The 24,429-nt window shown below is 31.3% G+C and carries 24 protein-coding genes; 18 read left to right on the forward strand and 6 right to left on the reverse strand.

The features are described 5' to 3' along the window. Positions 1-109 precede the first annotated feature (109 nt). From ML436_05270 to ML436_05280, 3 genes are all read left to right on the forward strand, one after another. A complete protein-coding gene (locus ML436_05270) occupies positions 110-385 on the forward strand; it encodes a YlaN family protein (GenBank protein ID UMT79144.1) in 276 nt (91 codons plus the stop codon). A gap of 311 nt (positions 386-696) precedes the next feature. Continuing rightward, the gene (ftsW, locus tag ML436_05275) at positions 697-1,923 is read left to right on the forward strand and encodes a cell division protein FtsW (protein ID UMT79145.1); all 1,227 of its coding nucleotides are present in this window, start codon (positions 697-699) and stop codon (positions 1,921-1,923) included. A 546-nt stretch (positions 1,924-2,469) separates the two neighbouring features. Beyond that, the gene (locus ML436_05280) at positions 2,470-5,922 is read left to right on the forward strand and encodes a pyruvate carboxylase (GenBank protein ID UMT79146.1); all 3,453 of its coding nucleotides are present in this window, start codon (positions 2,470-2,472) and stop codon (positions 5,920-5,922) included. A gap of 136 nt (positions 5,923-6,058) precedes the next feature. Here ML436_05280 and ML436_05285 read toward each other — a convergent pair whose 3' ends face one another. Continuing rightward, positions 6,059-6,970 carry a heme A synthase gene (locus tag ML436_05285; GenBank protein UMT79147.1) on the reverse strand — a complete coding sequence of 304 codons (912 nt, stop codon included), beginning with the start codon at positions 6,968-6,970 and terminating at the stop codon, positions 6,059-6,061. A gap of 436 nt (positions 6,971-7,406) precedes the next feature. Between ML436_05285 and cyoE the strand changes: the two genes are divergently transcribed. The 4 genes from cyoE (at position 7,407) to ML436_05305 (ending at position 10,647) form a co-directional block, all read left to right on the forward strand. Further along, positions 7,407-8,318, forward strand: a complete 912-nt coding sequence (gene cyoE / locus ML436_05290) for a heme o synthase (GenBank protein UMT79148.1) — start codon at positions 7,407-7,409, stop codon at positions 8,316-8,318. Between the two features lie 24 nt (positions 8,319-8,342). Beyond that, positions 8,343-8,804 (forward strand): DUF420 domain-containing protein, encoded by a 462-nt coding sequence (locus ML436_05295; protein ID UMT79149.1) that lies wholly within the window; start codon positions 8,343-8,345, stop codon positions 8,802-8,804. Positions 8,805-9,159: 355 nt separating this feature from the next. Then, complete coding sequence (locus ML436_05300; GenBank protein ID UMT79150.1) at positions 9,160-10,197, forward strand: CAP domain-containing protein; 1,038 nt, start codon at positions 9,160-9,162, stop codon at positions 10,195-10,197. Between the two features lie 15 nt (positions 10,198-10,212). Continuing rightward, complete coding sequence (locus ML436_05305; GenBank protein ID UMT79151.1) at positions 10,213-10,647, forward strand: YlbF family regulator; 435 nt, start codon at positions 10,213-10,215, stop codon at positions 10,645-10,647. A 172-nt stretch (positions 10,648-10,819) separates the two neighbouring features. Here the strand turns inward: ML436_05305 and ML436_05310 are convergent, their stop codons facing one another. Next, positions 10,820-11,746: a glycerophosphodiester phosphodiesterase gene (locus ML436_05310; GenBank protein UMT79152.1), complete on the reverse strand. Its 927-nt coding sequence runs from the start codon at positions 11,744-11,746 to the stop codon at positions 10,820-10,822. Positions 11,747-12,121: 375 nt separating this feature from the next. On the opposite strand from ML436_05310, the gene ML436_05315 reads away from it, so the two are divergent. Further along, positions 12,122-12,376, forward strand: a complete 255-nt coding sequence (locus ML436_05315) for a DUF2129 domain-containing protein (GenBank protein ID UMT79153.1) — start codon at positions 12,122-12,124, stop codon at positions 12,374-12,376. A gap of 2 nt (positions 12,377-12,378) precedes the next feature. Here ML436_05315 and ML436_05320 read toward each other — a convergent pair whose 3' ends face one another. After that, entirely contained in the window at positions 12,379-12,768 is a 390-nt protein-coding gene (locus tag ML436_05320) for a hypothetical protein (protein ID UMT79154.1), read from the reverse strand. A 68-nt stretch (positions 12,769-12,836) separates the two neighbouring features. On the opposite strand from ML436_05320, the gene rsmD reads away from it, so the two are divergent. Both rsmD and coaD read left to right on the forward strand, forming a co-directional pair. After that, entirely contained in the window at positions 12,837-13,379 is a 543-nt protein-coding gene (gene rsmD / locus ML436_05325; protein UMT79155.1) for a 16S rRNA (guanine(966)-N(2))-methyltransferase RsmD, read from the forward strand. Between the two features lies 1 nt (position 13,380). Then, complete coding sequence (gene coaD, locus ML436_05330) at positions 13,381-13,863, forward strand: pantetheine-phosphate adenylyltransferase (GenBank protein UMT79156.1); 483 nt, start codon at positions 13,381-13,383, stop codon at positions 13,861-13,863. 60 nt (positions 13,864-13,923) lie between these two features. On the opposite strand, the gene ML436_05335 is transcribed toward coaD, so the two are convergent. Continuing rightward, positions 13,924-15,063, reverse strand: coding sequence for a nucleotidyltransferase (locus ML436_05335; GenBank protein ID UMT79157.1), 1,140 nt, complete (start codon positions 15,061-15,063; stop codon positions 13,924-13,926). 126 nt (positions 15,064-15,189) lie between these two features. On the opposite strand from ML436_05335, the gene ML436_05340 reads away from it, so the two are divergent. Beyond that, complete coding sequence (locus ML436_05340; protein ID UMT79158.1) at positions 15,190-15,747, forward strand: DUF177 domain-containing protein; 558 nt, start codon at positions 15,190-15,192, stop codon at positions 15,745-15,747. Between the two features lie 79 nt (positions 15,748-15,826). Further along, on the forward strand, positions 15,827-16,000 hold the full coding sequence (gene rpmF / locus ML436_05345) for a 50S ribosomal protein L32 (GenBank protein ID UMT79159.1): 174 nt from the start codon (positions 15,827-15,829) through the stop codon (positions 15,998-16,000). A 140-nt stretch (positions 16,001-16,140) separates the two neighbouring features. Here the strand turns inward: rpmF and ML436_05350 are convergent, their stop codons facing one another. Together ML436_05350 and ML436_05355 are read right to left on the reverse strand one after the other, a co-directional pair. Next, positions 16,141-18,039: an NEAT domain-containing protein gene (locus ML436_05350; GenBank protein ID UMT79160.1), complete on the reverse strand. Its 1,899-nt coding sequence runs from the start codon at positions 18,037-18,039 to the stop codon at positions 16,141-16,143. A gap of 201 nt (positions 18,040-18,240) precedes the next feature. Further along, the gene (locus tag ML436_05355; protein ID UMT79161.1) at positions 18,241-19,287 is read right to left on the reverse strand and encodes an NEAT domain-containing protein; all 1,047 of its coding nucleotides are present in this window, start codon (positions 19,285-19,287) and stop codon (positions 18,241-18,243) included. Between the two features lie 207 nt (positions 19,288-19,494). Between ML436_05355 and isdC the strand changes: the two genes are divergently transcribed. From isdC to isdG, 6 genes are all read left to right on the forward strand, one after another. Continuing rightward, positions 19,495-20,178 carry a heme uptake protein IsdC gene (gene isdC, locus ML436_05360; GenBank protein UMT79162.1) on the forward strand — a complete coding sequence of 228 codons (684 nt, stop codon included), beginning with the start codon at positions 19,495-19,497 and terminating at the stop codon, positions 20,176-20,178. After that, positions 20,178-21,260, forward strand: coding sequence for a heme ABC transporter permease (locus ML436_05365; GenBank protein ID UMT79163.1), 1,083 nt, complete (start codon positions 20,178-20,180; stop codon positions 21,258-21,260). Before isdC ends, ML436_05365 begins: the two co-directional genes overlap by 1 nt. After that, positions 21,257-22,135 carry a heme ABC transporter substrate-binding protein IsdE gene (gene isdE / locus ML436_05370; GenBank protein UMT79164.1) on the forward strand — a complete coding sequence of 293 codons (879 nt, stop codon included), beginning with the start codon at positions 21,257-21,259 and terminating at the stop codon, positions 22,133-22,135. Before ML436_05365 ends, isdE begins: the two co-directional genes overlap by 4 nt. 12 nt (positions 22,136-22,147) lie before the next feature. Continuing rightward, positions 22,148-23,113 carry a hemin ABC transporter permease protein IsdF gene (gene isdF / locus ML436_05375; GenBank protein ID UMT79165.1) on the forward strand — a complete coding sequence of 322 codons (966 nt, stop codon included), beginning with the start codon at positions 22,148-22,150 and terminating at the stop codon, positions 23,111-23,113. A 63-nt stretch (positions 23,114-23,176) separates the two neighbouring features. Then, a complete protein-coding gene (gene srtB, locus ML436_05380; GenBank protein UMT79166.1) occupies positions 23,177-23,911 on the forward strand; it encodes a class B sortase in 735 nt (244 codons plus the stop codon). Positions 23,912-23,929: 18 nt separating this feature from the next. After that, positions 23,930-24,253 carry a staphylobilin-forming heme oxygenase IsdG gene (isdG, locus tag ML436_05385; GenBank protein ID UMT79167.1) on the forward strand — a complete coding sequence of 108 codons (324 nt, stop codon included), beginning with the start codon at positions 23,930-23,932 and terminating at the stop codon, positions 24,251-24,253. The last annotated feature ends 176 nt before the right edge of the window (positions 24,254-24,429 follow it).

Here is a 24,429-nt window from a genome sequence, read left to right on the forward strand (position 1 = left end):
ATTTTAACACAAATTGCCAACGACACATTTTAAATCTACTTGCTTTTTAATATTTAGTAAGATAAACTTTTATTAAGACTTTAGAATTTATATAGAGGGGGAGCGTGTCATGGCGAAACAATCGACAATGAAAAATGCAGCTTTGAAACAATTGACTAATGATGCAGATGAAATCTTACATCTGATTAAAGTCCAACTAGATAATTTAACTTTACCTTCATGCCCATTATATGAAGAAGTACTTGATACTCAAATGTTTGGACTTCAAAAAGAAGTTGATTTTGCAGTGAAATTAGGTTTAGTTGACCGTGAAGACGGCAAACAAATTATGTTACGTCTTGAAAAAGAACTTTCGAAATTACATGAAGCTTATACACTTGTTTAAGGTTAAATATATAAATATACGAATAAAGGCGTAAGACAATCGTTAATTGAATTACGTCGATTTTAAATTTACTCTATCATATTTTATAAGTGGCTGCTGTGTTATCTAATAGATGACATGACAGTCACTTTTATTGAGTTTAGCGATTCACGATATTAATATAAAAACATTCTATAAATTACCTCAAGATACCTGTTAATATTTGTGATTATGACTATGTCATGTATATAATAAGTAACACGGATTTTTAAAATTATAGTGTTTAACAAAATCATTTGAAGTATAAATTGTAGAATTGGATGACTGAATATATGAAGAATTTTAGAAGTATTTTACGGTATATTGGTAGAACGTCTAAGTTTATTGATTATCCGTTATTAGTTACATATATTGTATTAAGTTTAATAGGATTAGTGATGGTATATAGCGCCAGTATGGTACCAGCGACGAAAGGGACATTGACCGGCGGGATTGATGTTCCCGGTACATATTTTTATAATAGACAATTAGCATATGTAATTATGAGTTTTATAATTGTATTTTTCATAGCCTTTTTAATGAATGTAAAGCTATTAAGTAATATTAAAGTCCAAAAAGGGATGATCATAGCAATCGTTTCACTTTTATTACTAACATTAGTTATTGGTAAAGATATTAATGGTTCTAAAAGTTGGATTAACTTAGGTTTTATGAACTTACAAGCATCTGAGTTATTAAAGATTGTAATTATTTTATATGTTCCGTTTATGATTAGCAAAAAAATGCCAAGAGTTTTAAGTCAGCCAAAAATCATTTTAAGTCCTATTGTTTTAGCGTTAGGCTGTACGTTTTTAGTATTTTTACAAAAAGACGTTGGACAAACGTTACTTATATTAATCATTTTATTTGCGATAATATTTTATTCAGGTATTGGTGTAAATAAAGTGTTGAAATTTGGGATACCGGCTGTGTTAGGCTTTTTAGTCGTCTTTGTTATTGCTTTAATGGCAGGTTGGTTACCTAGTTATTTAACAGCTCGATTTAGTACATTAACGGATCCATTCCAGTTTGAATCAGGAACAGGTTACCATATTTCCAATTCATTACTTGCTATTGGCAATGGTGGTATATTTGGTAAAGGTCTAGGAAATAGTGCAATGAAATTAGGTTATTTACCTGAACCACATACCGATTTTATCTTTGCAATCATTTGTGAAGAATTAGGATTAATCGGTGGGTTACTCGTTATCACGCTTGAGTTCTTCATTGTATATCGAGCTTTCCAATTTGCTAACAAAACATCATCTTATTTTTATAAATTAGTATGCGTCGGAATTGCTACTTACTTTGGAAGCCAAACGTTTGTTAACATTGGCGGTATTTCGGCAACAATACCATTAACAGGGGTACCATTACCATTTATAAGTTTTGGTGGTTCATCAATGATTAGTTTGAGTATTGCCATGGGACTCCTTCTAATTGTAGGTAAACAAATTAAAGTTGACCAACAGCGTATAAAGAAACAACAAAAAGTTGATATTAGAAGACGATTTAATTAAAAAATACAAGCCAATATTTAGTATAAGATGACAGACTTCTGTCATTAAGTAATGCTAAATATTGGCTTTTTATATACTCTCTGTCAAATTGGGCTGATGAGTTCAATAACGAAAGTAAGGCAACTAAACATTGCTTAACTTCCTTTTTGTTTCGATATTACACATGATTATCAAATTTTATAAATAAAACAACGTATGATTATAACTAAATTTTATGACTAAAAATCACTAAATGTGGTAGCGAAAATATAATCTTGATGATAAGATAAAGTTATCGCTATTGATAATAAAAGTTGATGTTTTGCGATTTTATTTTAATATATTTAGAATTGCAAAAATCAAAAATTTTTCACAACAAAAATGTGGAAAGCTATTGTTGCAATGTCATTTTTGAAAATACCTTTATAAAATGGGGGTAATCATCGGCGTAAGTATGTTAAATTTTCAAAATTTCAAACATAACTATAGCAAAACAGAACGCTTTAAGATAAAATTTTATTATCTAATTAGTTAGAAAATTCTAATAGTTTGAGGAGTGTATCGCTATTGAAACAAATAAAAAAGTTACTTGTTGCTAACCGTGGAGAAATTGCAATTCGTATATTTAGAGCGGCAGCAGAATTAGACATCAGCACAGTTGCAATTTATTCAAATGAAGACAAAAGTTCATTACATAGATATAAAGCAGATGAATCCTATTTAGTTGGAAGTGACCTAGGTCCTGCTGAAAGTTATTTAAATATTGAGCGTATCATTGATGTAGCAAAACAAGCAAATGTGGATGCGATTCATCCTGGCTATGGATTTTTAAGTGAAAATGAACAATTTGCACGTCGATGTGCTGAAGAAGGTATTAAATTTATTGGTCCGCATTTAGAACATTTAGATATGTTTGGTGATAAAGTTAAAGCGCGTACCACAGCAATTAAAGCTGATTTACCAGTAATACCTGGTACTGATGGACCAATTAAATCATATGAGCTTGCAAAAGCATTTGCCGAAGAGGCTGGGTTCCCATTAATGATTAAAGCTACTAGTGGTGGTGGCGGTAAAGGTATGAGGATTGTTCGTGAAGAAAGTGAATTAGAAGATGCTTTCCATCGTGCAAAATCTGAAGCTGAAAAATCATTTGGTAATAGTGAAGTTTACATAGAAAGATATATTGATAATCCTAAGCATATTGAAGTACAGGTTATTGGGGATGAACATGGTAATATTGTACATCTTTTCGAACGTGATTGTTCTGTACAACGTCGTCACCAAAAGGTTGTTGAGGTTGCACCATCAGTTGGGTTGTCTTCTGATTTACGTCAACGTATTTGTGATGCGGCAATACAATTAATGGAAAATATTAAATATGTCAATGCGGGTACTGTTGAATTCTTAGTATCAGGTGATGAATTCTTCTTTATTGAGGTTAATCCACGTGTACAAGTAGAACATACGATTACCGAAATGGTTACTGGCATCGATATAGTTAAAACGCAAATATTAGTTGCAGCTGGTGCTAATTTGTTTGGAAAAGAAATTAATATGCCACAACAAAAAGATATTACGACATTAGGGTATGCAATTCAATGTCGTATTACAACTGAAGATCCATTAAATGATTTTATGCCTGATACAGGTACTATTATTGCTTATCGTTCAAGTGGTGGCTTTGGTGTTAGACTTGATGCAGGTGATGGGTTCCAAGGTGCAGAAATTTCACCATATTATGACTCATTACTTGTTAAGTTATCTACACATGCCATTTCTTTTAAACAAGCTGAAGAAAAAATGGTGCGATCATTACGTGAAATGAGAATTCGTGGTGTTAAGACAAATATTCCATTCTTAATTAATGTAATGAAAAATAAAAAGTTCACAAGTGGTGACTATACAACTAAATTTATTGAAGAAACACCAGAATTGTTTGAAATACAGCCTTCGTTAGATAGAGGTACTAAAACTTTAGAATATATTGGTAATGTAACAATCAATGGTTTCCCGAATGTTGAAAAGCGTCCTAAACCAGATTATGAGTTAGCATCAATCCCTACAGTTTCTACAAGTAAAATTGCTTCATTTAATGGTACAAAACAATTACTTGATGAAGTAGGGCCAAAAGGTGTTGCTGATTGGGTTAAAAAGCAAGATGACGTTTTATTAACTGATACAACATTCAGAGATGCACACCAATCTTTACTAGCAACACGAGTTAGAACTAAAGACATGATTAACATTGCTTCTAAAACTGCAGAAGTATTTAAAGATGGTTTCTCACTTGAAATGTGGGGTGGCGCAACATTCGATGTTGCATATAACTTCTTGAAAGAAAATCCATGGGAACGACTTGAACGACTACGTAAAGCTATTCCAAATGTTTTATTCCAGATGTTATTACGTGCCTCAAATGCAGTTGGCTATAAAAACTATGCAGATAATGTTATTCATAAATTTGTTCAAGAAAGTGCTAAAGCTGGTATCGACGTGTTCAGAATTTTCGACTCATTAAACTGGGTAGATCAAATGAAAGTTGCTAATGAAGCGGTACAAGAAGCTGGTAAAATTTCAGAAGGTACGATTTGTTATACTGGTGATATTTTAAATCCAGAACGTTCAAATATTTACACATTAGAATATTATGTGAAACTTGCAAAAGAATTAGAACGCGAAGGATTCCATATTTTAGCAATTAAAGATATGGCAGGTTTATTGAAACCGAAAGCAGCCTTTGAGTTGATAGGGGAATTAAAAGCTGCTGTCGATTTGCCAATACATCTTCATACACATGATACTAGTGGTAATGGTTTATTAACATACAAGCAAGCAATCGATGCAGGTGTTGATATTATAGATACAGCAGTTGCTTCAATGAGTGGCTTAACAAGTCAACCAAGTGCCAATTCTTTATATTATGCGCTAAATGGTTTCCCACGTCATTTAAGAACTGATATTGAAGGTATGGAAGCATTAAGCCATTATTGGTCTACGGTAAGAACATATTATTCAGATTTTGAAAGTGATATTAAATCACCAAACACTGAAATTTATCAACATGAAATGCCAGGTGGACAATATTCAAATTTAAGTCAACAAGCTAAAAGTTTAGGTCTTGGCGAAAGATTTGATGAAGTAAAAGACATGTATCGCCGTGTGAACTTCTTATTTGGTGATATTGTTAAAGTAACGCCATCATCTAAAGTAGTTGGTGATATGGCTCTTTACATGGTACAAAATGACCTTGATGAACAATCTGTCATTTCAGAAGGACACAAACTTGATTTCCCAGAATCTGTTGTATCATTCTTTAAAGGTGAAATTGGTCAACCAGTGAATGGTTTTAATAAAGATTTACAGGCTGTTATTTTAAAAGGTCAAGAATCTCTAACTGCACGCCCAGGAGAATATTTAGAACCAGTTGATTTTGAAAAAGTTCGTGAGTTACTTGAAGCAGAGCAACAAGGTCCTGTTACAGAACAAGACATTATTAGCTATGTATTATATCCAAAGGTATATGAACAATATATCCAAACTAGAAATCAATATGGTAATTTATCATTACTTGATACACCAACATTCTTCTTTGGAATGCGAAATGGAGAAACTGTGGAAATCGAAATAGATAAAGGTAAACGATTAATTATTAAACTTGAAACAATTAGTGAGCCAGATGAAAATGGTAATAGAACAATTTATTATGCTATGAATGGACAAGCAAGACGTATTTACATTAAAGATGAAAATGTTCATACGAATGCGAATGTTAAACCGAAAGCAGATAAGAGTAATCCAAGTCATATCGGTGCACAAATGCCAGGTTCAGTAACTGAAGTTAAAGTAAATGTAGGTGAGACTGTTAAGGCAAACCAACCATTGCTTATTACTGAAGCTATGAAAATGGAAACTACGATTCAAGCACCATTTGACGGTGTGATTAAACAAGTTACAGTAAATAATGGTGATACTATTGCAACTGGAGATTTACTAATAGAAATCGAAAAAACAACAGACTAACATATAAGCGAGATTACATTTGAAATGCTGTAATCTCGCTTTATTATTGATATATAAATAGTAGCTGAGGATTTTATCGCTTGAACTAAAATAACCGTAATTCTAATGGTCTATCCACTAAAATTACGGTTATTTTTTATGATTTTTGGCTTCTTACTGAACGTAACATTAACATAATAAAGTATGTTGTCATTCCGAATAAATATGTGATAAATAATGCGTGGAACAACGCGATGATCAGGTTAACATTTGTCATAATTGATAAAGCACCTGTAACAACTTGAAGTATGACAAGAATAAATGCTGCAGTATAACCATAACGAATTGTACGGTTGTTTGGATAATTTTTAACAGCATGAATATACGTAATCATAATAATTGTAAATACAACAAATGCCATAATTCGATGTGCAAGCTGCACCCAATCTTGTTCTGAATGGGGAACTAAGTCATTAAATGGTAATGGCCAACCGCCATAAGCTAAACTAGCGCCTGCATGTCGGACTAAAGCACCTGTGTAGACACCACAATAAATAATAATTGCCATTAACCATGTTAAGCGTCTAAGTGGTTTTTTGATATATAACTCATCAGCTTCGTATTTTTGGTCTACTGAAAAAATGATTAATGTCATTAAGAATACTGAAGAGAAACTGATTAGTGAAATACCAAAATGTAATGCTAAAACATAATCGTTTTGTTGCCAAATTACAGCAGCGGCACCAATTAATGCTTGAAGTAATAAGAATCCTACACTAATGATTGATAATGGTTTTATCTCTTTAATATAGCCTATATGTTTCCATGCTGTTATAACTAACCATAAGACGATAAATAAAGATAAAGCTGAAACTGCTCTATGGCTCAGTTCAATGATCGTATCAATTGGAAAGAATTCTGGAATCAACGCACCATGACATAATGGCCAAGAAGAGCCACATCCATCAGCAGAGCCTGTTTTAGTTACTAAGGCACCACCAAGCTGTACAAATGTCATTATAAGCGTTGCTACGACACCTAACCATTTTAAATTCTTTTTGCGAAACAATTTTATACACCCCATCATAAAAAAACGCATCAGTGAGATTTAGAGTTACTAGCTTGTTTTGAGATATTACTAAAAATTAGCCCTGACCATGATTTACTAATTTGAAATGGATGGGATTCAAATTAATAAATATTATATAAATTTTTCAAGTATACATAGCGAAAACCTTATGGCATATTTTTGTTCATAAAAAATATGAGGGATTCAAATTCACTCAAAAATGAAGCTTCGATATTAATCTCTTGAAGATGCATGATTTTACTTATTAAAATTTTCTAACATATATATTATAGCAATAATTTAAATGCTAATTGTGTCACAAAATTGACATTTTCTGATGTCGTTAATTTGTCACAATTTAATTTTATTAAACCTAGTCTTTTTATGCAATCTGAGATATCATAACATTATATGAACAAATTTAAGGAGGGGGATTATGAGCAAAGAGCATACTTTGTCGCAAAATATTAGCAGAGTAAACTTCAAAGAATTGCAACAGATTATTAAAATGGGACTTGTTCAAGGTAACTTAATTCCAGCTTTTGCGGGCGCATGGCTAGCAGTTGTAATGACAAATCATTCCTTCTTATCATCAATACCTCAGATTTTATTAATGCTTTTAGGTTCTACTTTAATTATGGGTGGCGCATGTGCGTTAAATAATTATTACGACCAAGATATTGATCGTATAATGCCAAGTAAACAAAATAGACCAACAGTTAATAATAGAATTTCAGATAAAAATTTATTACTATTAAGTTTTGGCATGATGTTAGTTGGAGAAATTTGTTTGTTTTTATTAAATATTCCATCAGGCGTACTTGGTCTAATGGGTATTGTTGGTTATGTGTCTTATTATTCAATTTGGTCGAAAAGACATACAACTTGGAATACTGTTGTTGGGAGTTTTCCAGGCGCTGTTCCACCATTAATTGGATGGGTTGCAATTGAAGGGCAAATTAGTTTAACAGCAATTGCGTTGTTTTTAGTTGTATTTTGTTGGCAACCAATTCATTTTTATGCCTTAGCAATTAAACGTAAAGATGAATATGCACTTGCAAATATTCCAATGTTACCATCAGTTAAAGGCTTTAAACGTACGCGTGTCAGTATGTTTATCTGGCTAATTATTTTATTACCAGTACCTTTATTACTACTAAATTTAGGTGTCGTATTTGTAGTATTAGCTACATTGTTAAATTTAGGATGGATTGCATTAGGTTTAACAACATTTAAGAAAAATTCAGATCAAACAAAATGGGCAACACAAATGTTTATTTATTCACTAAACTATTTAGTGATCTTTTTCGTGTTAGCTGTGATTGTGTCATTACTTACATTGATCTAGATTAATTAAGTTAGGATGAAAGATATGGGCGTTCCAATTTTACCAACGATTAGTACGACATGTATTGTAATTAGTGCGATTTTAATTGCTATTGGTTGGAGACTTATTTGGAAAAGGGAAATCAATAAACACAAAAATGTCATGTTAGCTGCAGCATTTTTTGCTTTAACTTTTTTCTTAATCTATGCAAGCAGAACGATATTTATTGGTAATACAGCATTTGGCGGACCGGCATCAATCAAGAAATATTATACAATTTTCTTGATTTTCCACATTAATTTAGCAACTATTGGTGGTATTTTAGGTCTAGTACAAATAATTACTGCTTTCAAAGATAAATTTAATATACACCGTAAATTTGGACCGTTTGCTTCGGTTGTATGGTTCTTTACAGCAATTACAGGTGTAGCAGTTTATTTATTATTATATGTTTTATATCCAGGTGGAGAAACGACATCATTGATTAAGGCAACGTTTGGCCATTAAAATGAATCTATAATTTATACGAATCTGATAAGACGCATCGTTTTATCAGGTTTTTTATTTTGAATTTTAAGTGTTGGACAGTAAATGATATTCTTGAAGAGGCACAATTACTTTGTCGATATATGATATGTTGTCCTAATTTTTATATTATGATTAAGTCCATAGTTATCAATTGATCATTAATGCTTAATGATAGGCTATGATATAAATGCCGAGTTATTATAAGTTACAATTTTAGAAAAATAATAGTGATTTATTAGACGATAAAATTGCCATAGTATTGTCGGTGTTGAAAATTTGCTTATTGATGCGTTGTTTTTTACAATAGTATTAATACTTTTTAGGTGGGCGTTTAATGAAAAAGTTAGTGATAAGAGTAATTGGTGTATTATTTTTAGTTGGATTTCTGATTTACCTATTTTATTCTCCTAGATTAAAATTTGATGTACTAGAGAATCCGAATAAAGGTAATAAAGTAAATAGAACAGATCAAATTAAGAAGTCAAATAACAATGCTGAAAATCCTAAACCTAAAGATGGCGTTGGTACATGGGTAGGTAAAGATATTAAAATACTTACGTCGAAGTTTGGACAAGCAGATAGAGTCTATCCGTTTCACGATGGCTATAAAAATTATGTTTTCAAAAATAAAGACAGTTACTATATTGTTTCAGTAAAAAAAGACAAAATAGTCTCAGTTTACGCGACAGGTGGTAAAGTAGATGTTAGTCCTTTGAAAATCGGTCAGCATTCAGCAGAGATATTTAATCATACGAGTATTAATCCTGAACCATCATTTACAGTGAATGGAAAAAAGTATGAATTTGAATTGTCAGATGAAGATTTAAAAACACAAACATTAATTAAATATGGCGATATTTATGCTCAAGTATATTCTGATCAGCAATCTAAAAAAGTGTTGAGTGTAAGATTTTTAACAAAAGAAATGTTAGCAGATATTGAACCTTACCAATTAAATTCAAATTCAACTGGTGGAGAGCATAACAAACGTCCATATGAACAAAATCCAAATCAGTTAATATCACTATACGAAGTAACAAATGAAATGAGAAAGTTAAAAGGATTAAAACCTTTAAAGATTAATAATGATTTAGCACATATTGCCTCGAATAATTTATATGAAGCTACTTCTAATGGCACAGATAGTGTTGAATTTACTGAAGACGCATTAAAAGGGCAATTAGATAAAAATCATGTTACTTATAAAACGACAGCACAAAATGTTGGTTATGCATTTAATGATGTACCAACGTTGATTCATAGCTGGATGAATTCAGACATACATCGATCTCGTCTTTTAAATTCAAAATATGATGAGATGGGTGGAGATGTAATGAGAGATTATTATTCACTAATTTTCTTAGAAAAATAAAAATGAGGGGTATTTATGATAAATGAAGCTTCATTGGCAATACTAGATGATATTGACGGACTTGCCGATATGATTGTTGAATCTGATATATATGCATCTTTTGAGCAAGCGAAATACGCACTTGAACAAAATGATGAAGCACATCTACTATATCAATCATTTTTGAAATCAAAAGTGAAATATGATGATGTGATGCGTTTTGGGAAGTATCATCCAGATTATAAACAGATTATGTTAGAAACAAGACAACGTAAAAGAGCATATGAAATGTTGGAAGTGGTTATGCAATATAAAGCTAAAGAGATGGAACTTCAACATTTAATTGATGAAGTTGTTACTAAAATTGCATACGCGGTGTCGGATCATGTAAAAATAGAAACAGGCAACCCATTTTTTCAAACAACACATGGCGGTTGTGCATCAGGTGGATCCTGCAATTGCTCATTATAACTTTTTTGACTCAGCGATGTGATTTTAAATAAAAACAGCAGTAAAAGGTATTTTCTAATTGAAAATCATCTTACTGCTGTTTTTTTATACTTTGTATTGTATGGTTCCGCTATGATCGTCTAGAACATTAATAAGTATTTTTCAAAGGTGCCATCATGGTTTCAGTCATTTATTAGCTGTTCATTAAAGTTTGTTTGAATTGTTGAGCTAAGTCTGGACGGTCTGTCACGATTGTATGTGCACCTTTTTGATATAAATCTTGCATTAAGTCAATACTATTCACACCATAGTAACCAGGAATCACATTCATATCATTTAACCATTTAATAAAATTAGTAGAAGTCAAACTTATTCCTTTAAAAGATGTTGGCATTTGGAATGTTTGAGCTAAAGGTGTATAACCTCTTCCACCTAAAAAATAGAATTTTAAAAATGCTTCTGTTACTTCTTGTTGGCTTGCACCGATTGCAACAGCGCCTTTAGCTATGTTATTAAAACTGATAATTTGTTCTTTAAAAAAGCTAGTTACTAAAACACGATCAAAGGCATTATTTGCAGCAATTATATCGTACATTATTTGAGGAGCAATGGAGCCTTCATAAGAGTCAGGTGCATCTTTTAAGTCTACATTAATATACATATCAGGATATAATTTTAATAATTCATCGAAGGTTAATATTTCTGTATGTTCATAACCACGAAAAGGTGTATTACCATTAATATCTTTAAAATGGTATCCAGCGTCTAATTTTTTTAACTCAGTTAATGTATGTGCACTTACTTTACCGGAACCATTAGTTGTTCTATCAACTGTAGCATCATGAAATACAATAAGTTGGTGATCTTTCGTAAGCCTTACATCAGTTTCAAATCCATCTACACCTAAATCTTTGGCGTGATCGAATGCAAGTTGCGTTTGTTCGGGTCTTAAAGACATACCTCCACGGTGAGCAAATATATATGGGGCAGGCCCTTTAAAAAATGGGGGGATGGTTTGTGTTTTAGTGATAACTTTATTTTTATTTATCATTAAAAGACTACTCATAAAACCAGCACCTAATAGTATTAGATTAAAAACTTTTTTATTAACTTTTTTCATAAAATTTCCTCCTTGAATACGATTATAGCTTATCAAAATCGAGGTCAGGACAAAAGCGATTAGGATTTGAGCAGAACCGAACGATGAGCAAAATTGTTTTCCAAATTTTGCCGAATCGTGAGAGTTTCTGCCGAAAATCCTGCTTTTGAGACGCCGTTAATCGGTTTCCCAGAGCACAAAATCTTTATGTCTCACCCTCGATTATTTATAGCTATGTACTTTTGGAATTAGATGGTGAATGTAAAGGGACATCTTTATCATTTAAGTACTAATGTGTTTGTCATAGGATAGTAATTTAAATGGGGGAGCTTAATATTTTAAAATTTATAAAGACATGATATGATTAATGCTGAAAATAAATGGAGTGAGGTTTAAATGAATTTAATCCCAAGAACAAGTATTGTAGTTTACTTAAAAAATATGAAACATGAACGACAAATCCGAAAATATGGACATATCGTTCATACTAATAAAGATCGCAAATTTGTAATAATGTATGTGAATGAGCAAGATGCAGATCAAATTGTACATAAATTAATGCAACTTAAATATGTAAGACACATTGACGGCTCGCCGTATAAATATTTAAAGAAAACATATGAAAAGGAAAAACACGAGATTTATAATTAGATTTATTGTAATTCAGGTATCCAGTTTTGGAGTCTTAATACACTAATTAAATAATTATAATATAATGATAAGTCGTGAAAAGCTTGTGGTGGCTGTACATCAATACCAAATACGGGTATATTGTATTTTTTTGCACAATCATTAATCATTTTAGATTTTGTATTTAATTCTGGATAAGTATATTTAACTGCATTTATCATAATATAAAATGCTTGAAAATGATTACCACTTGTTGGGTTCATAATGATAGCTACAGATGATTTAGTATTTTCAACTAGTGGCGAATGAAAATAGACAATTTTATCAATGCGTTGATGGTTATACTCAATCAATGTCATGAACTCAAATAAATCTGTTAGCCCTTCGCCAAGTGTAATGAATGTCTGTTTCATAAGTTTATCAATCTCCTTTTTCTCAATAAATTATATTAAATTACTAAACGAATTGGAAGTGTCAACAAATGCGTGTCATTGCTGGTAAACATAAAAGTAAATCTTTAGAAAGTATGGAAGGTCGTAACACAAGGCCTACTATGGACAAAGTAAAAGAGGGTATCTTTAATAGTTTATATGATGTGTCAGGTATAGGCTTGGATTTATTTGCAGGAAGCGGTGCACTGGGTATAGAAGCACTCTCTCGAGGTATGGATAAGGTCATCTTTGTTGATCAAAATTTTAAAGCGGTTAAAATTATCAAATCAAATCTTGAAAACTTAGATTTAGTAGAACAATCTGAAGTATATAAAAATAATGCAGACCGAGCGTTAAAAGCTTTGTCGAAACGAGAAATTCAATTTGATATTATCTTTTTAGATCCACCATATGAAAAAGGTTTAATTGATAAAGCGTTAAAACAAATTTCAGAGTTTAATTTATTGAAAGAAAATGGTATCATCGTTTGTGAATTTAGTAATCACGAAGAAATTGACTATCAACCGTTTAACATGATTAAACGTTACCATTATGGTTTGACAGATACAATGTTATTAGAAAAGGGAGAATAGCATGGAACATACAATAGCGGTTATTCCAGGGAGTTTTGACCCCATTACATATGGTCATTTAGATATTATTGAAAGAAGTACAGACCGATTTGATGAAATTCACGTTTGTGTTCTTAAGAATAGTAAAAAAGAAGGTACGTTTAGTTTAGAAGAACGTATGGATTTAATTGAACAATCTGTAAAGCATTTACCGAACGTTAAGGTTCATCAATTTAGTGGTTTATTAGTCGATTATTGTGAACAAGTTGGGGCTAAAACAATCATACGTGGTTTAAGAGCAGTCAGCGATTTTGAATATGAACTACGTCTAACTTCAATGAATAAGAAGTTGAACAATGAAATTGAAACATTGTATATGATGTCGAGTACCAATTATTCATTTATAAGTTCGAGCATTGTTAAAGAAGTTGCGGCGTATCGCGCAGATATTTCTGAATTTGTACCACCATATGTTGAAAAGGCATTGAAGAAGAAATTCAAGTAATAAAAGAACAGTATTTTAGGTTTAGCATGGTTAACAATCCTAAAATACTGTTTTCATTTGTTATTGATATTGTTGGATTACAGGCGTATTGAAATCTGTTTGTTGTTGCCCACTAATTGCATTATAAATTTGTGTTGCTTTGATTTCATTTTTGAAATAATGCGCATTATTTTTATTAATATTGGTGAAGTATTGTCTGTTTGGAAATTGTTTTTTTAAATACTTTAAATATTGTCTACCGCGATCATTCATTGCCAACACTTTAACAGCTACAATATCGTTTGTAACATTTGTTTGCTGTGTATTTAATAAAATATTCATTAATACTCTTTGAATGTGCGTATACGTATAGCGCTTTGTTTTCAATAATTGAACATATTCATGGAAATCATTAGCGTCATTAACGTAAGTTTTTAAACGATTTTCTAAGCCTTCAGTAACCGTATAAATATTTTTTAATAATTCATGAGGCATTGCCAAAATTTGATACTTTAAATACGGGAATACTTTATTTAAAGTTAAATGCGGTTTGGTATATAGATGGTGCAAATTTGTTGGTACTACTTTATGCCAAAGGTCATCTTGATTTATTAAGGATGTTCGAATAGATGTACCGCTTGCAAATTCATCATGTTGAATCGATGCATCATGATGTTGCGCACTTTCACGTTTAATGGTCGTTGCTTTAATATGTGGTGCCAATTTGTTAATGGCTTTTAAATAACTGATTCCAAGTAAATTATTAGGACTTAAAAGTGCTTCATGATCATTTAATAACTCACTTATGATACGAGGATAACTTTTACCTTCTTTTAATTTTTGTGAAAATGCAGTAGATTGCTCAATTTGAATAATCTTTTGAGCCAACAGTTTCAATGTTTCTATATCGTTGTTTTCACTTCCAAAAGCGACTGAATCAACGTTCATATAATTGGCAACTTTAATCGCTGTATCGGCAAAATAATCGCCAGAAGATAAACTTGCTGTGGTAGGTAATTCGATAACTAAATCAACAGCTGATAATGCCATTTTAGCGCGAGTAAATTTATTGTATATTGCTGGTTCGCCACGCATGACAAAATTGCCACTCATAATTGCTATGGAGACGTCAGCATTTGCTATATTTTTAGATTGATTAATATGATAATGATGCCCATTATGAAAGGGATTATATTCTGTGATTAAGCCAACGCTTTTCATTTGCAATTCGTCCTTTCAGTATTCATTATTAATATTGTAACAGAAGATGATATGTTAAGAAAAAATCTTGACAACTTGTTCTTAGAAAGTTAAAATAAATTTTGTGCTTGTTAGAGGTGAAGCCATATGAAATGGTCAATTACGCAATTAAGAAAATATCAAGGTAAGCCATTTGAATTTGATCAAACGGTGAGTTTTGACAATTTAAAAGAATCATTAGATTTAATTGATTTATCTCCAATTACTATCCAAGGTCAGTTAACCATTAAGTCAACAGAAGTCGTTGCTGATATTCACATCACTGGAACGTATACAATGCCATGTGCACGTACACTTGTGCCAGTTGAAGTGCCACTAGATGTTACTACTACTGAAGTATTTGATCTAGAAGGTTACAATCAATTTAGTGATGATCAAGATGATGTAGATGAACATTATCACATTATAAAAGACGGTATGGTTAATCTTAAAGATATTGTTGAGGATATTATTATCATTGAGAAACCAATGAGAGCATATTCAGAACAAAGTGACCAAATGTTGACAGTAGGTAATGGTTGGGAAGTAATCGATGAGGATCAATTAGATGAACTTGCTAAACAGCAAGAACAAGATGATTCAGAATCACGACAAGTTGATCCAAGGCTTCAAAAATTACAACAATTATATGATAAAGAGCAATAAGTAGTTTAATTAATGATATAATGTTGTTAATTAAGCCAACATTTAGTATTTTTCGTTTATAATCTAAGGAGGATATATCATGGCAGTACCAAAAAGAAGAACTTCTAAAACTAGAAAAAACAAACGTCGTACGCATTTCAAGATTTCTGTACCAGGTATGACTGAATGCCCAAACTGTGGCGAATACAAATTATCACACCGTGTATGTAAAAACTGTGGTTCTTACAATGGCGAAGAAGTAGCAGCTAAATAATTTTAGTTACTCAATATAAAAAGTCCCGCTTAAAATGAAAGTTTTAAGTGGGACTTTTTATAATGCAAAAAATAATCGGTGGGAAAGGTATCAAAATACCAAACCCACCGGTTAATAATTTACAATATGAAGACTATTAGTTAGTTTTTACGTTTTCTAGGTAATACGAACGCAACGATGCTGCTTAAAGCAAATAATGCCATTAAAGGTAATGTCATACCTTTATTTGATTCTTCACCTGTATTAGGTAATGTTTGTGCTTTACTGTCTTTAGTAGCAGTATTATTTGGTTTTGATGATTGTGAATCATTTATACCTTTTATGCTTGCTTTTTGAAGTGAAGCGCTTGGCTGTGATGCTTCTTTAACTTCACTAGAACCAACTGATGCTTGAGTAACATTTTTCGATAATTCTGAAGTTATAGAAGTTGGTTTAGTAACATTTTGAGTCGTTGTTGATACTTTAGAAGGCGCTATACTTTTTGCTTTGTCAGAACTTGATGCTGGTGTTTCCGTTTTGCTTGATTCTTTAGATCCGGCACTTTCTTTTTCAACACTTGGTGTTGGTGTTTTTTCTTTCTCAACTTTTTTGCTATCTTGTTTATTTGCTTCTTTTTCAGCTGGTACAGGAGTTGATTTTTCTGGTGTTGCCGGAATAGTTTCTTTTTTGGCTGCATTGGCTTTTGTAAATGCTTCTTTCTCAACGATTCTCACATGATATTGACCATCATAATCGATTGTTTTTACATGAACTTTTACAATAGCATTATATAATGTTTTACCATCAACATAAGGGAATATGATTGTTCTCGTATTATTTTTAGCATCTTTGCTAATTGTTCTAACACGTTGACCTTCAACCATGAAATCTTTCCAGTAATCATCATTAGTTGTTTCCATTACCATATATTTTTTGCCATTTAGCATACCTGTTTTAATAGGGTGTTTAACAAAAGTATCCATCATAGATTCGTTATTTTCAACACTTTCATAAACAACATATTTTGTATCTTGTAAATCAGTTAATTTTTCATTAGTTGGCTGTACATTTTGGAATTCAGTTACTGCTGATTTCACTTGCTCATCTAAAGCTTTCTTCGTATCTTCTAATTTCTTCTTGTATTCGGCTTTTAATTTTTCAGGTAGTTTATCTTGAATTTTATTTAATTCATATACTTGACGTTCAAGTGTTTTTGCTTTTTTGTATGGAGCTAATAATTTTTCAGCTTTATAATCTTCTTCAGTTTTAAATTTATCAGCACTGTTGTAAATCGGTTGTGCGAATTCCATTAAAGTGTAATCATATTTTTCTTCTTTATTATTGAAATGTGTCGAACTTACAATTCTTACAGATTTTGCACCATTTGAAACTGGGAAACGGACGTAAGCATAATCTTTAACAGTATCATATGATACTAATTTAATTGGTAATTTTTTGTCTCCTTCATAAACTTCAAATTTTCTCCAAAATTGACCTGATTGTAATCCTAATTCAATTTCTGGCTTTGAATCTGTGAAAATAACTCTTGCTGGTTTGACTGAACTTGCATAATGATAAAATTGTTGAGTGCCATCTTTCTTTTTCATTTCAAAGTCAATCGGACGAGAATTTGGTGCGCTATGATCTTTGTCTTTGATATCAGGATTTTTAATTGCTTCTCTAAGTTCCTGATTTAAAATAGGATATGCTTTATTATCAGCTTTTGCTACTGGTTTTTCTTCTTTTTCTTCCTTAGGTTCTTTAACTTCTTTGGCCTCAACTGCAGGGACAACGTCTTTATTTGATACTTCAACGGCATTTGCTACAGGTTTAACTTCGGGTGCTTTTTCATTAACCTTTTCAGTTTCTGATGAAGTAGGGCTTGCCACTGTCTCAGTTTTTGGTTGAGTTTGGGTATTGGTATTCGCTGTTTCTTCAGCTGCTTGAGCTTCACCGTTTGACATTAATAAAAGTAAGGTACTAACTGCAACTGATGCAACACCAAGTGTTGACTTTCTTATCGAATAAAATGATTTGAATTCTTTTTGCTGTTTGTTCATGTTGTTAAAACAACTCCTAATTATGTATTATCAACTGATAATCATTATCAATTAATTACTTGTATTGTACATTGAAATAGCATTTAATTGCAATACTATTTTATAAAAAAATAACCTATGACGTAGATTATGAAATATCTATGTCATAGGTTAAAGTAAAATTAAAATATAATTATTATTATTTTGTGATTTTTCGACTTATTATTTAGAAGCTTTTCTTCTGAATAATAATGATAATGAACCTAAAAGGGCAAGTGTTGCAAAAGTTACAGTACTAGTAAAGCTATCAACTGATGATAAACCTGTTTTTGGTAATTCTTTTGCTTTAGATTCTTTTGCAGGCGTTTGTTTTTGAGTTGCATTTTGTTTTACAACTTTGTCAGATTTTTGTGTGTTGTTTTGGCTTACAACTTTATTATTATTTTCAGAATTTACTGCTGTATTATTTTTAGCAACTGGTTGAACTTTAGATTGTTCATGTGTTGTTTGTGCAGGTTTTACTGTTTGAGATCCTTGCACGTTAGTTTGAACTTTTTTAGCTTCTGTGCTTACAACTTTTGTTGGTTGAGTATGTTCAGTTTTACTAGGAGTAGTTACTGCCGGTGTAACTTTTTCAACTTTAGGTTGAGCTGGTTTAGTTTGCTCGTTAGGTGCTTTAGGTTGAGCCGGTTTAACTGCATTTGGCTTAGCAGGGTCTGCTAAAGTTGGAATTGCTTTTTCAAATTCTAAATGCGTTGTATATCTGTGATTGTAATTAATTTGTGGTACCACAATATGTACTTTTGTAGTCAAACTCTTATATCCAGGTTCTACCGCAACATTAATTGTTCTAGTGTCAGCTTTTTTATCATCATTGACAACAGTTGTAGCTAATTCTTGATTGTTTTTGTTGTAAAATTTATATTCTTTCCAAAAAGATGCATTGTTTAACACTGCTTGGAAATAATATTTATTATTTTGTTTAATCACTTTACCAGGATGTTGCATATAATCATCCATGTGTGATTTTTCTGAAGAGCCATCTTTTTGCACCTCAAAATTAATTGATTGTGATGTGGCTTGAGATACTTGCGTGTTTTGATTGCTATTTACATTTGCTACTTCTGCAGCATTTGCATTTTGACTATCTGCGCCGAAGTATACTAGTGAGCCTAAAATGATTGTAGCAGTACTCAATGTAAGTTTCTTCATTGCTGAAGTACGTTGTTGTTCTACTTGATACTTAGTGTTTAAATAATGTTTTGTCATGCTGTTTCCTCCTAAGGATACGTAATATGTGTTGTTATATGAGATGATTAACCACTTCAATTGATAATGGTTATCAATTATACTAGCACATCTATTTCTGTATAACAATAATAATTTGATTATTAAATAAATATTGACAATGATAATCATTGTTATTTATGATTTGATTAAAGACTTATGAGCAATCATAAAAAGGAGGATTAAGTTTTGAAAAATATTGTAAAAGTTTTTAATACAACTATTTTGGCATTAATTATCATCATCGCAACTTTAGGGAATACTGCTAAAGCAGCTGAAAGTGGTACATTGAATTACGAGGTGTATAAATATAATACAAATGATACATCGATAGCTAATGATTACTTTAATAAACCGGCAAAATATGTGAAGAAGAATGGTAAATTATATGTTCAAATTACTGTAAATCATAGCCACTGGATTACTGGAATGAGTATCGAAGGTCATAAAGAGAATATCATTAGCAAAGATACTGGCAAAGATGAAAGAACTTCTGAATTTGAAGTAAGTAAATTAAACGGGAAAATCGATGGAAAAATTGATGTATATATCAATGAAAAAGTAAATGGAAAACCGTTTAAATATGATCACCATTACAACATTACATATAAATTTAATGGACCTACTGATGTAGCGAGTGCAGGCACTTCAAGTAATAATGATAAAGCATCTACTTCAAGTAGTGACAAAGGAACAGATGGAACTGCTTCTGGTCAAAGTGGATCTGACAGTTCAGATAAAAGTAAAGTAGAGAATCCGCAAACAAATGCAGGTACACCAGCATATATTTATGCAATTCCAGTTTTATCTTTAGCTTTACTAATTGCTATTACGTTGTTTGTTAGAAAAAGAGCTAAAGGCAATGTTAAATAATGAAACACATTAATCAAATTGCTACAAAATCATTTATAGCTTTAATTAGCTTATTAACATTTACATATACAACAACAACGATTGGTAGCGTATCGGCTGATGAGATTAAACGTCCATCAGCCAAATTTAATCAAACTGAAGAAAAAGATAAATTTCAGCTAACAACATCGGTTTTTGATGAAGAAGTAAAAGAAGACAAAACGATAGAGATAAAACTTTTTAATAAAGAAAATAAAAATATAACTGAAGAACAGCAATTAGTTGATGTAAAGTCGCAGTTAATTTCAGATTTAACAGGTAAATTTTATTTGCAACTAAAGCTAAATGGTAAATTTGCCAAAGAACAACTTGTTTTTCAAAATGACAAAAACGAAGACCTGCCTCATGTTACTAAAGTTGAAAATGATCATACTTTAGTTAGGGTATTGGTTGAACAACATATGAATAAAATCAATATGCACGTTAAAACATCGACCGAAAATGAAGAACAGGAGAATAAGGAAACAGTTTATTCCGTTCATTTTAAAGAGGAACTAGATAAACATGATGATGGACAAGAAGTACCATCAAAACACCAAAATAAATCTAATGATCAACTAAATCATAATAAAAATAATGCTGATGATAAAAAAGATGATCAAAAGTTAGATAATCAGGAAAAACGCACTAGCTTTATTACTGAAAAGAGTTTGAATGAAGCGTCAGCTGAAAAAGATAAAGTGCAGCAAGACAGTAATAAAAATGTAGAAAATGAGCAACCTAAAGCGTCAGGCACATTAAAAGTTGAAAATAATCCTGCAACTGTTAAAAAAGACGAAAATAATCATAAATCGCAGTCAAAGCAAAAAGATGACAAGTCTAAAAAAGAAAAGAAAAAAGTAACTGAAAAAGAAAAAGCGTTACCAGCTTTTGACAGAAATGATGATAAAAACGATAGCAATCAACTAACTAGTGATATTAAAGAGTTGGATAAACCAAATCATAAAAAGCAATATATGTTATTTGGGGCAGGTATTGTGCTAGCAACAATTTTACTTATATCAGCACATTTTTACAGCAGAAAGCGAGGTAACCAAGTTTGAGAATCATCAAATATTTAACAATTTTAGTGATTAGTGTAGTTATCTTAACAAGTTGTCAATCTTCAAACTCTAAGCAAACAACTAAATCAGGTGAATTTCGAATCGTACCGACTACTGTTGCATTAACAATGACGCTAGATAAATTAGATTTACCAATTGTCGGCAAACCAACGTCATATAAAACTTTGCCAAAACGATACAAAGATGTGCCAGAAATTGGTCAACCCATGGAACCAAATGTTGAAGCGGTTAAAAAATTAAATCCTACTCATGTTTTAAGTGTGACAACGATTAAAGATGAAATGCAACCATTTTATAAACAATTGAATATGAAAGGTTATTTTTATGATTTCGATAGTTTAAAAGGGATGCAAGAATCGATTACTCAATTAGGTGATCAATTTAATCGTAAATCACAAGCAAAGGAATTAAACAATCATTTAAATTCAGTTAAGCAGACAATTGAAAGTAAAGCAGCCAAACAAAAGAAACACCCTAAAGTTTTAATTTTAATGGGTGTGCCTGGTAGTTATTTAGTTGCAACAGATAAATCATATATTGGTGATTTAGTTAAAATTGCTGGTGGTGAAAATGTTATCAAAGTAAAAGACCGACAATATATTTCATCTAATACAGAAAATTTACTTAATATTGATCCAGATATTATTTTAAGATTGCCACATGGTATGCCTGAAGAGGTGAAGAAAATGTTCCAAAAAGAATTTAAGCAAAATGATATTTGGAAACATTTTAAAGCGGTTAAAAATAATCGTGTTTATGATTTAGAAGAAGTGCCATTTGGCATTACAGCAAATGTAGATGCTGATGAAACAATGATGCAACTGTATGATTTATTTTATAAAGACAAAAAGTAATGGATTGATTTGATGATAAAACACAATAAAAAATTATTATTTATATGTCTGTTTATCGTGCTAATTATAACAGCATATATTTCTTTTATAACCGGTACAATTAAGCTATCATTTAATGATTTTGTAGTTAAATTCACAACAGGTGAAAATGCAACATTAGATTCAATCATTGATTTGCGATTACCGAGGATTTTAATTGCGGTAATGGTTGGTGCAATGTTAGCTGTATCAGGCGCATTGTTACAAGCAGCACTGCAAAATCCACTAGCGGAGGCAAACATTATTGGTGTTTCATCTGGGGCGTTAATCATGAGAGCACTATGTATGTTATTCATTCCACAATTATATTTTTATCTACCAGTACTAAGCTTTATAGGCGGAGTAATTCCATTTTTAATTATTGTCATCTTGCATGCTAAATATAGATTTAATGCTGTAAGTATGATACTAGTTGGTGTTGCATTATTTGTCTTATTAAATGGAATTTTAGAAATTTTAACTCAAAATCCTTTAATGAAAATACCTCAAGGCTTAACGATGAAAATTTGGAGTGATGTTTATATTTTAGCTGCGTCAGCCTTTGTAGGAATAATTCTAACTTTATTGATTTCAAATAAATTGAATTTATTAAATTTAGATGATGTTCAAGCACGTAGCATAGGCTTTAATATTGACCGATATCGATGGATAACAGGATTGCTAGCGGTATTTCTAGCAAGTGCAACAGTAGCTATCGTAGGACAAATAGCATTTTTAGGTATCATTGTGCCACATGTCGTTCGCAAAATAGTTGGCGGTAATTATAAAGTACTGATTCCATTCTCAACAGTTATAGGTGCTTGGTTATTATTAATTGCTGATTTATTGGGGCGTGTCATTCAGCCTCCTTTAGAAATTCCGGCAAATGCCATCTTGATGATTGTCGGCGGTCCGATGCTTATTTATTTAATATGTAAGGGACAACGAAACAGGATATAAAACTATAAAAATTAAAGTGAATAGTACCATGGCATACATGAATAATTTTTAAAAAGGATTTTTATGAAAATGAAACGATTTTTAAGTTTAGTGCAGATTATTCTAGTTATAATTATCATTATTTTCGGTTATAAAATTGTCCAAACTTATATAGAAGATAAACAAGAACGAGCGAATTATGAGAAAATACAGCAGAAATTTCAAACGTTGGTAACCAAACATCAAGCATCTGTAAGGCCACAATTTGAAGAACTTGAAAAAATAAATAAAGATATTGTAGGTTGGATTAAATTACCAGGAACAACTTTAAACTATCCAGTACTCCAAGGTAAAACAAATCATGATTATTTAAATTTAGACTTTGAACGTGAGCATCGTCGTAAAGGTAGTATTTTTATGGATTTTCGAAACACATTACAAACGTTAAATTATAATACGATTCTGTATGGACATCATGTTGGAGATAATACAATGTTTGATGTGTTAGAAGACTATTTAAAACAACCATTTTTTGAAAAACACAAAACAATTGAATTTGATAACAAATATGGCAAATATCAATTACAAGTATTTAGTGCATATAAGACGACAACTAAAGACAATTATATCCGCACAACATTTGACAATGATCAAGATTATCAACATTTTTTAGATGAAACTAAACGTAAATCTGTTATTAAATCGGATGTAAAAATATCAGTAAAGGATAAAATAATGACATTATCAACATGCGAAGATGCATATAGTGAAACGGCGAAACGTATTGTTGTAGTCGCAAAAATAATTAAGGTAAGTTAATAAGAAAAGAGGATAATTATGAAATTTATGGCAGAAAATAGGCTGACGTTAACTAAAGGGACAGCAAAAGACATTATTGAAAGATTTTATACGAGACATGGAATCGAAACATTAGATGGTTTCGATGGGATGTTTGTTACACAAACTTTAGAGCAAGAAGAGTTTGATGAGGTCAAAATTTTAACAGTTTGGAAATCAAAGCAAGCTTTTACAGATTGGTTAAAATCTGATGTCTTTAAAGCAGCGCATAAACATGTACGAAGTAAAAATGAAGATGAAAGTAGTCCAATCATTAATAACAAAGTTATTACTTATGACATTGGATATAGTTATATGAAATAAGTGAATACGAAAGTTTAACATGAGATTGTAATAACAATATTTACTGTTGACTTTAATAGCGACCATACATTAATGCGATGATGGTCGTTTTTTATTGAACATAAAAAAGATAAAGGCAAGTTGTTGAAACATAGTGTGATTTGCATATGTTTTTTAATAGCCAATAATTTTACCGA

It is taken from the genome of Staphylococcus roterodami (genome assembly GCA_022493055.1).
Classification (GTDB): domain Bacteria; phylum Bacillota; class Bacilli; order Staphylococcales; family Staphylococcaceae; genus Staphylococcus; species Staphylococcus singaporensis.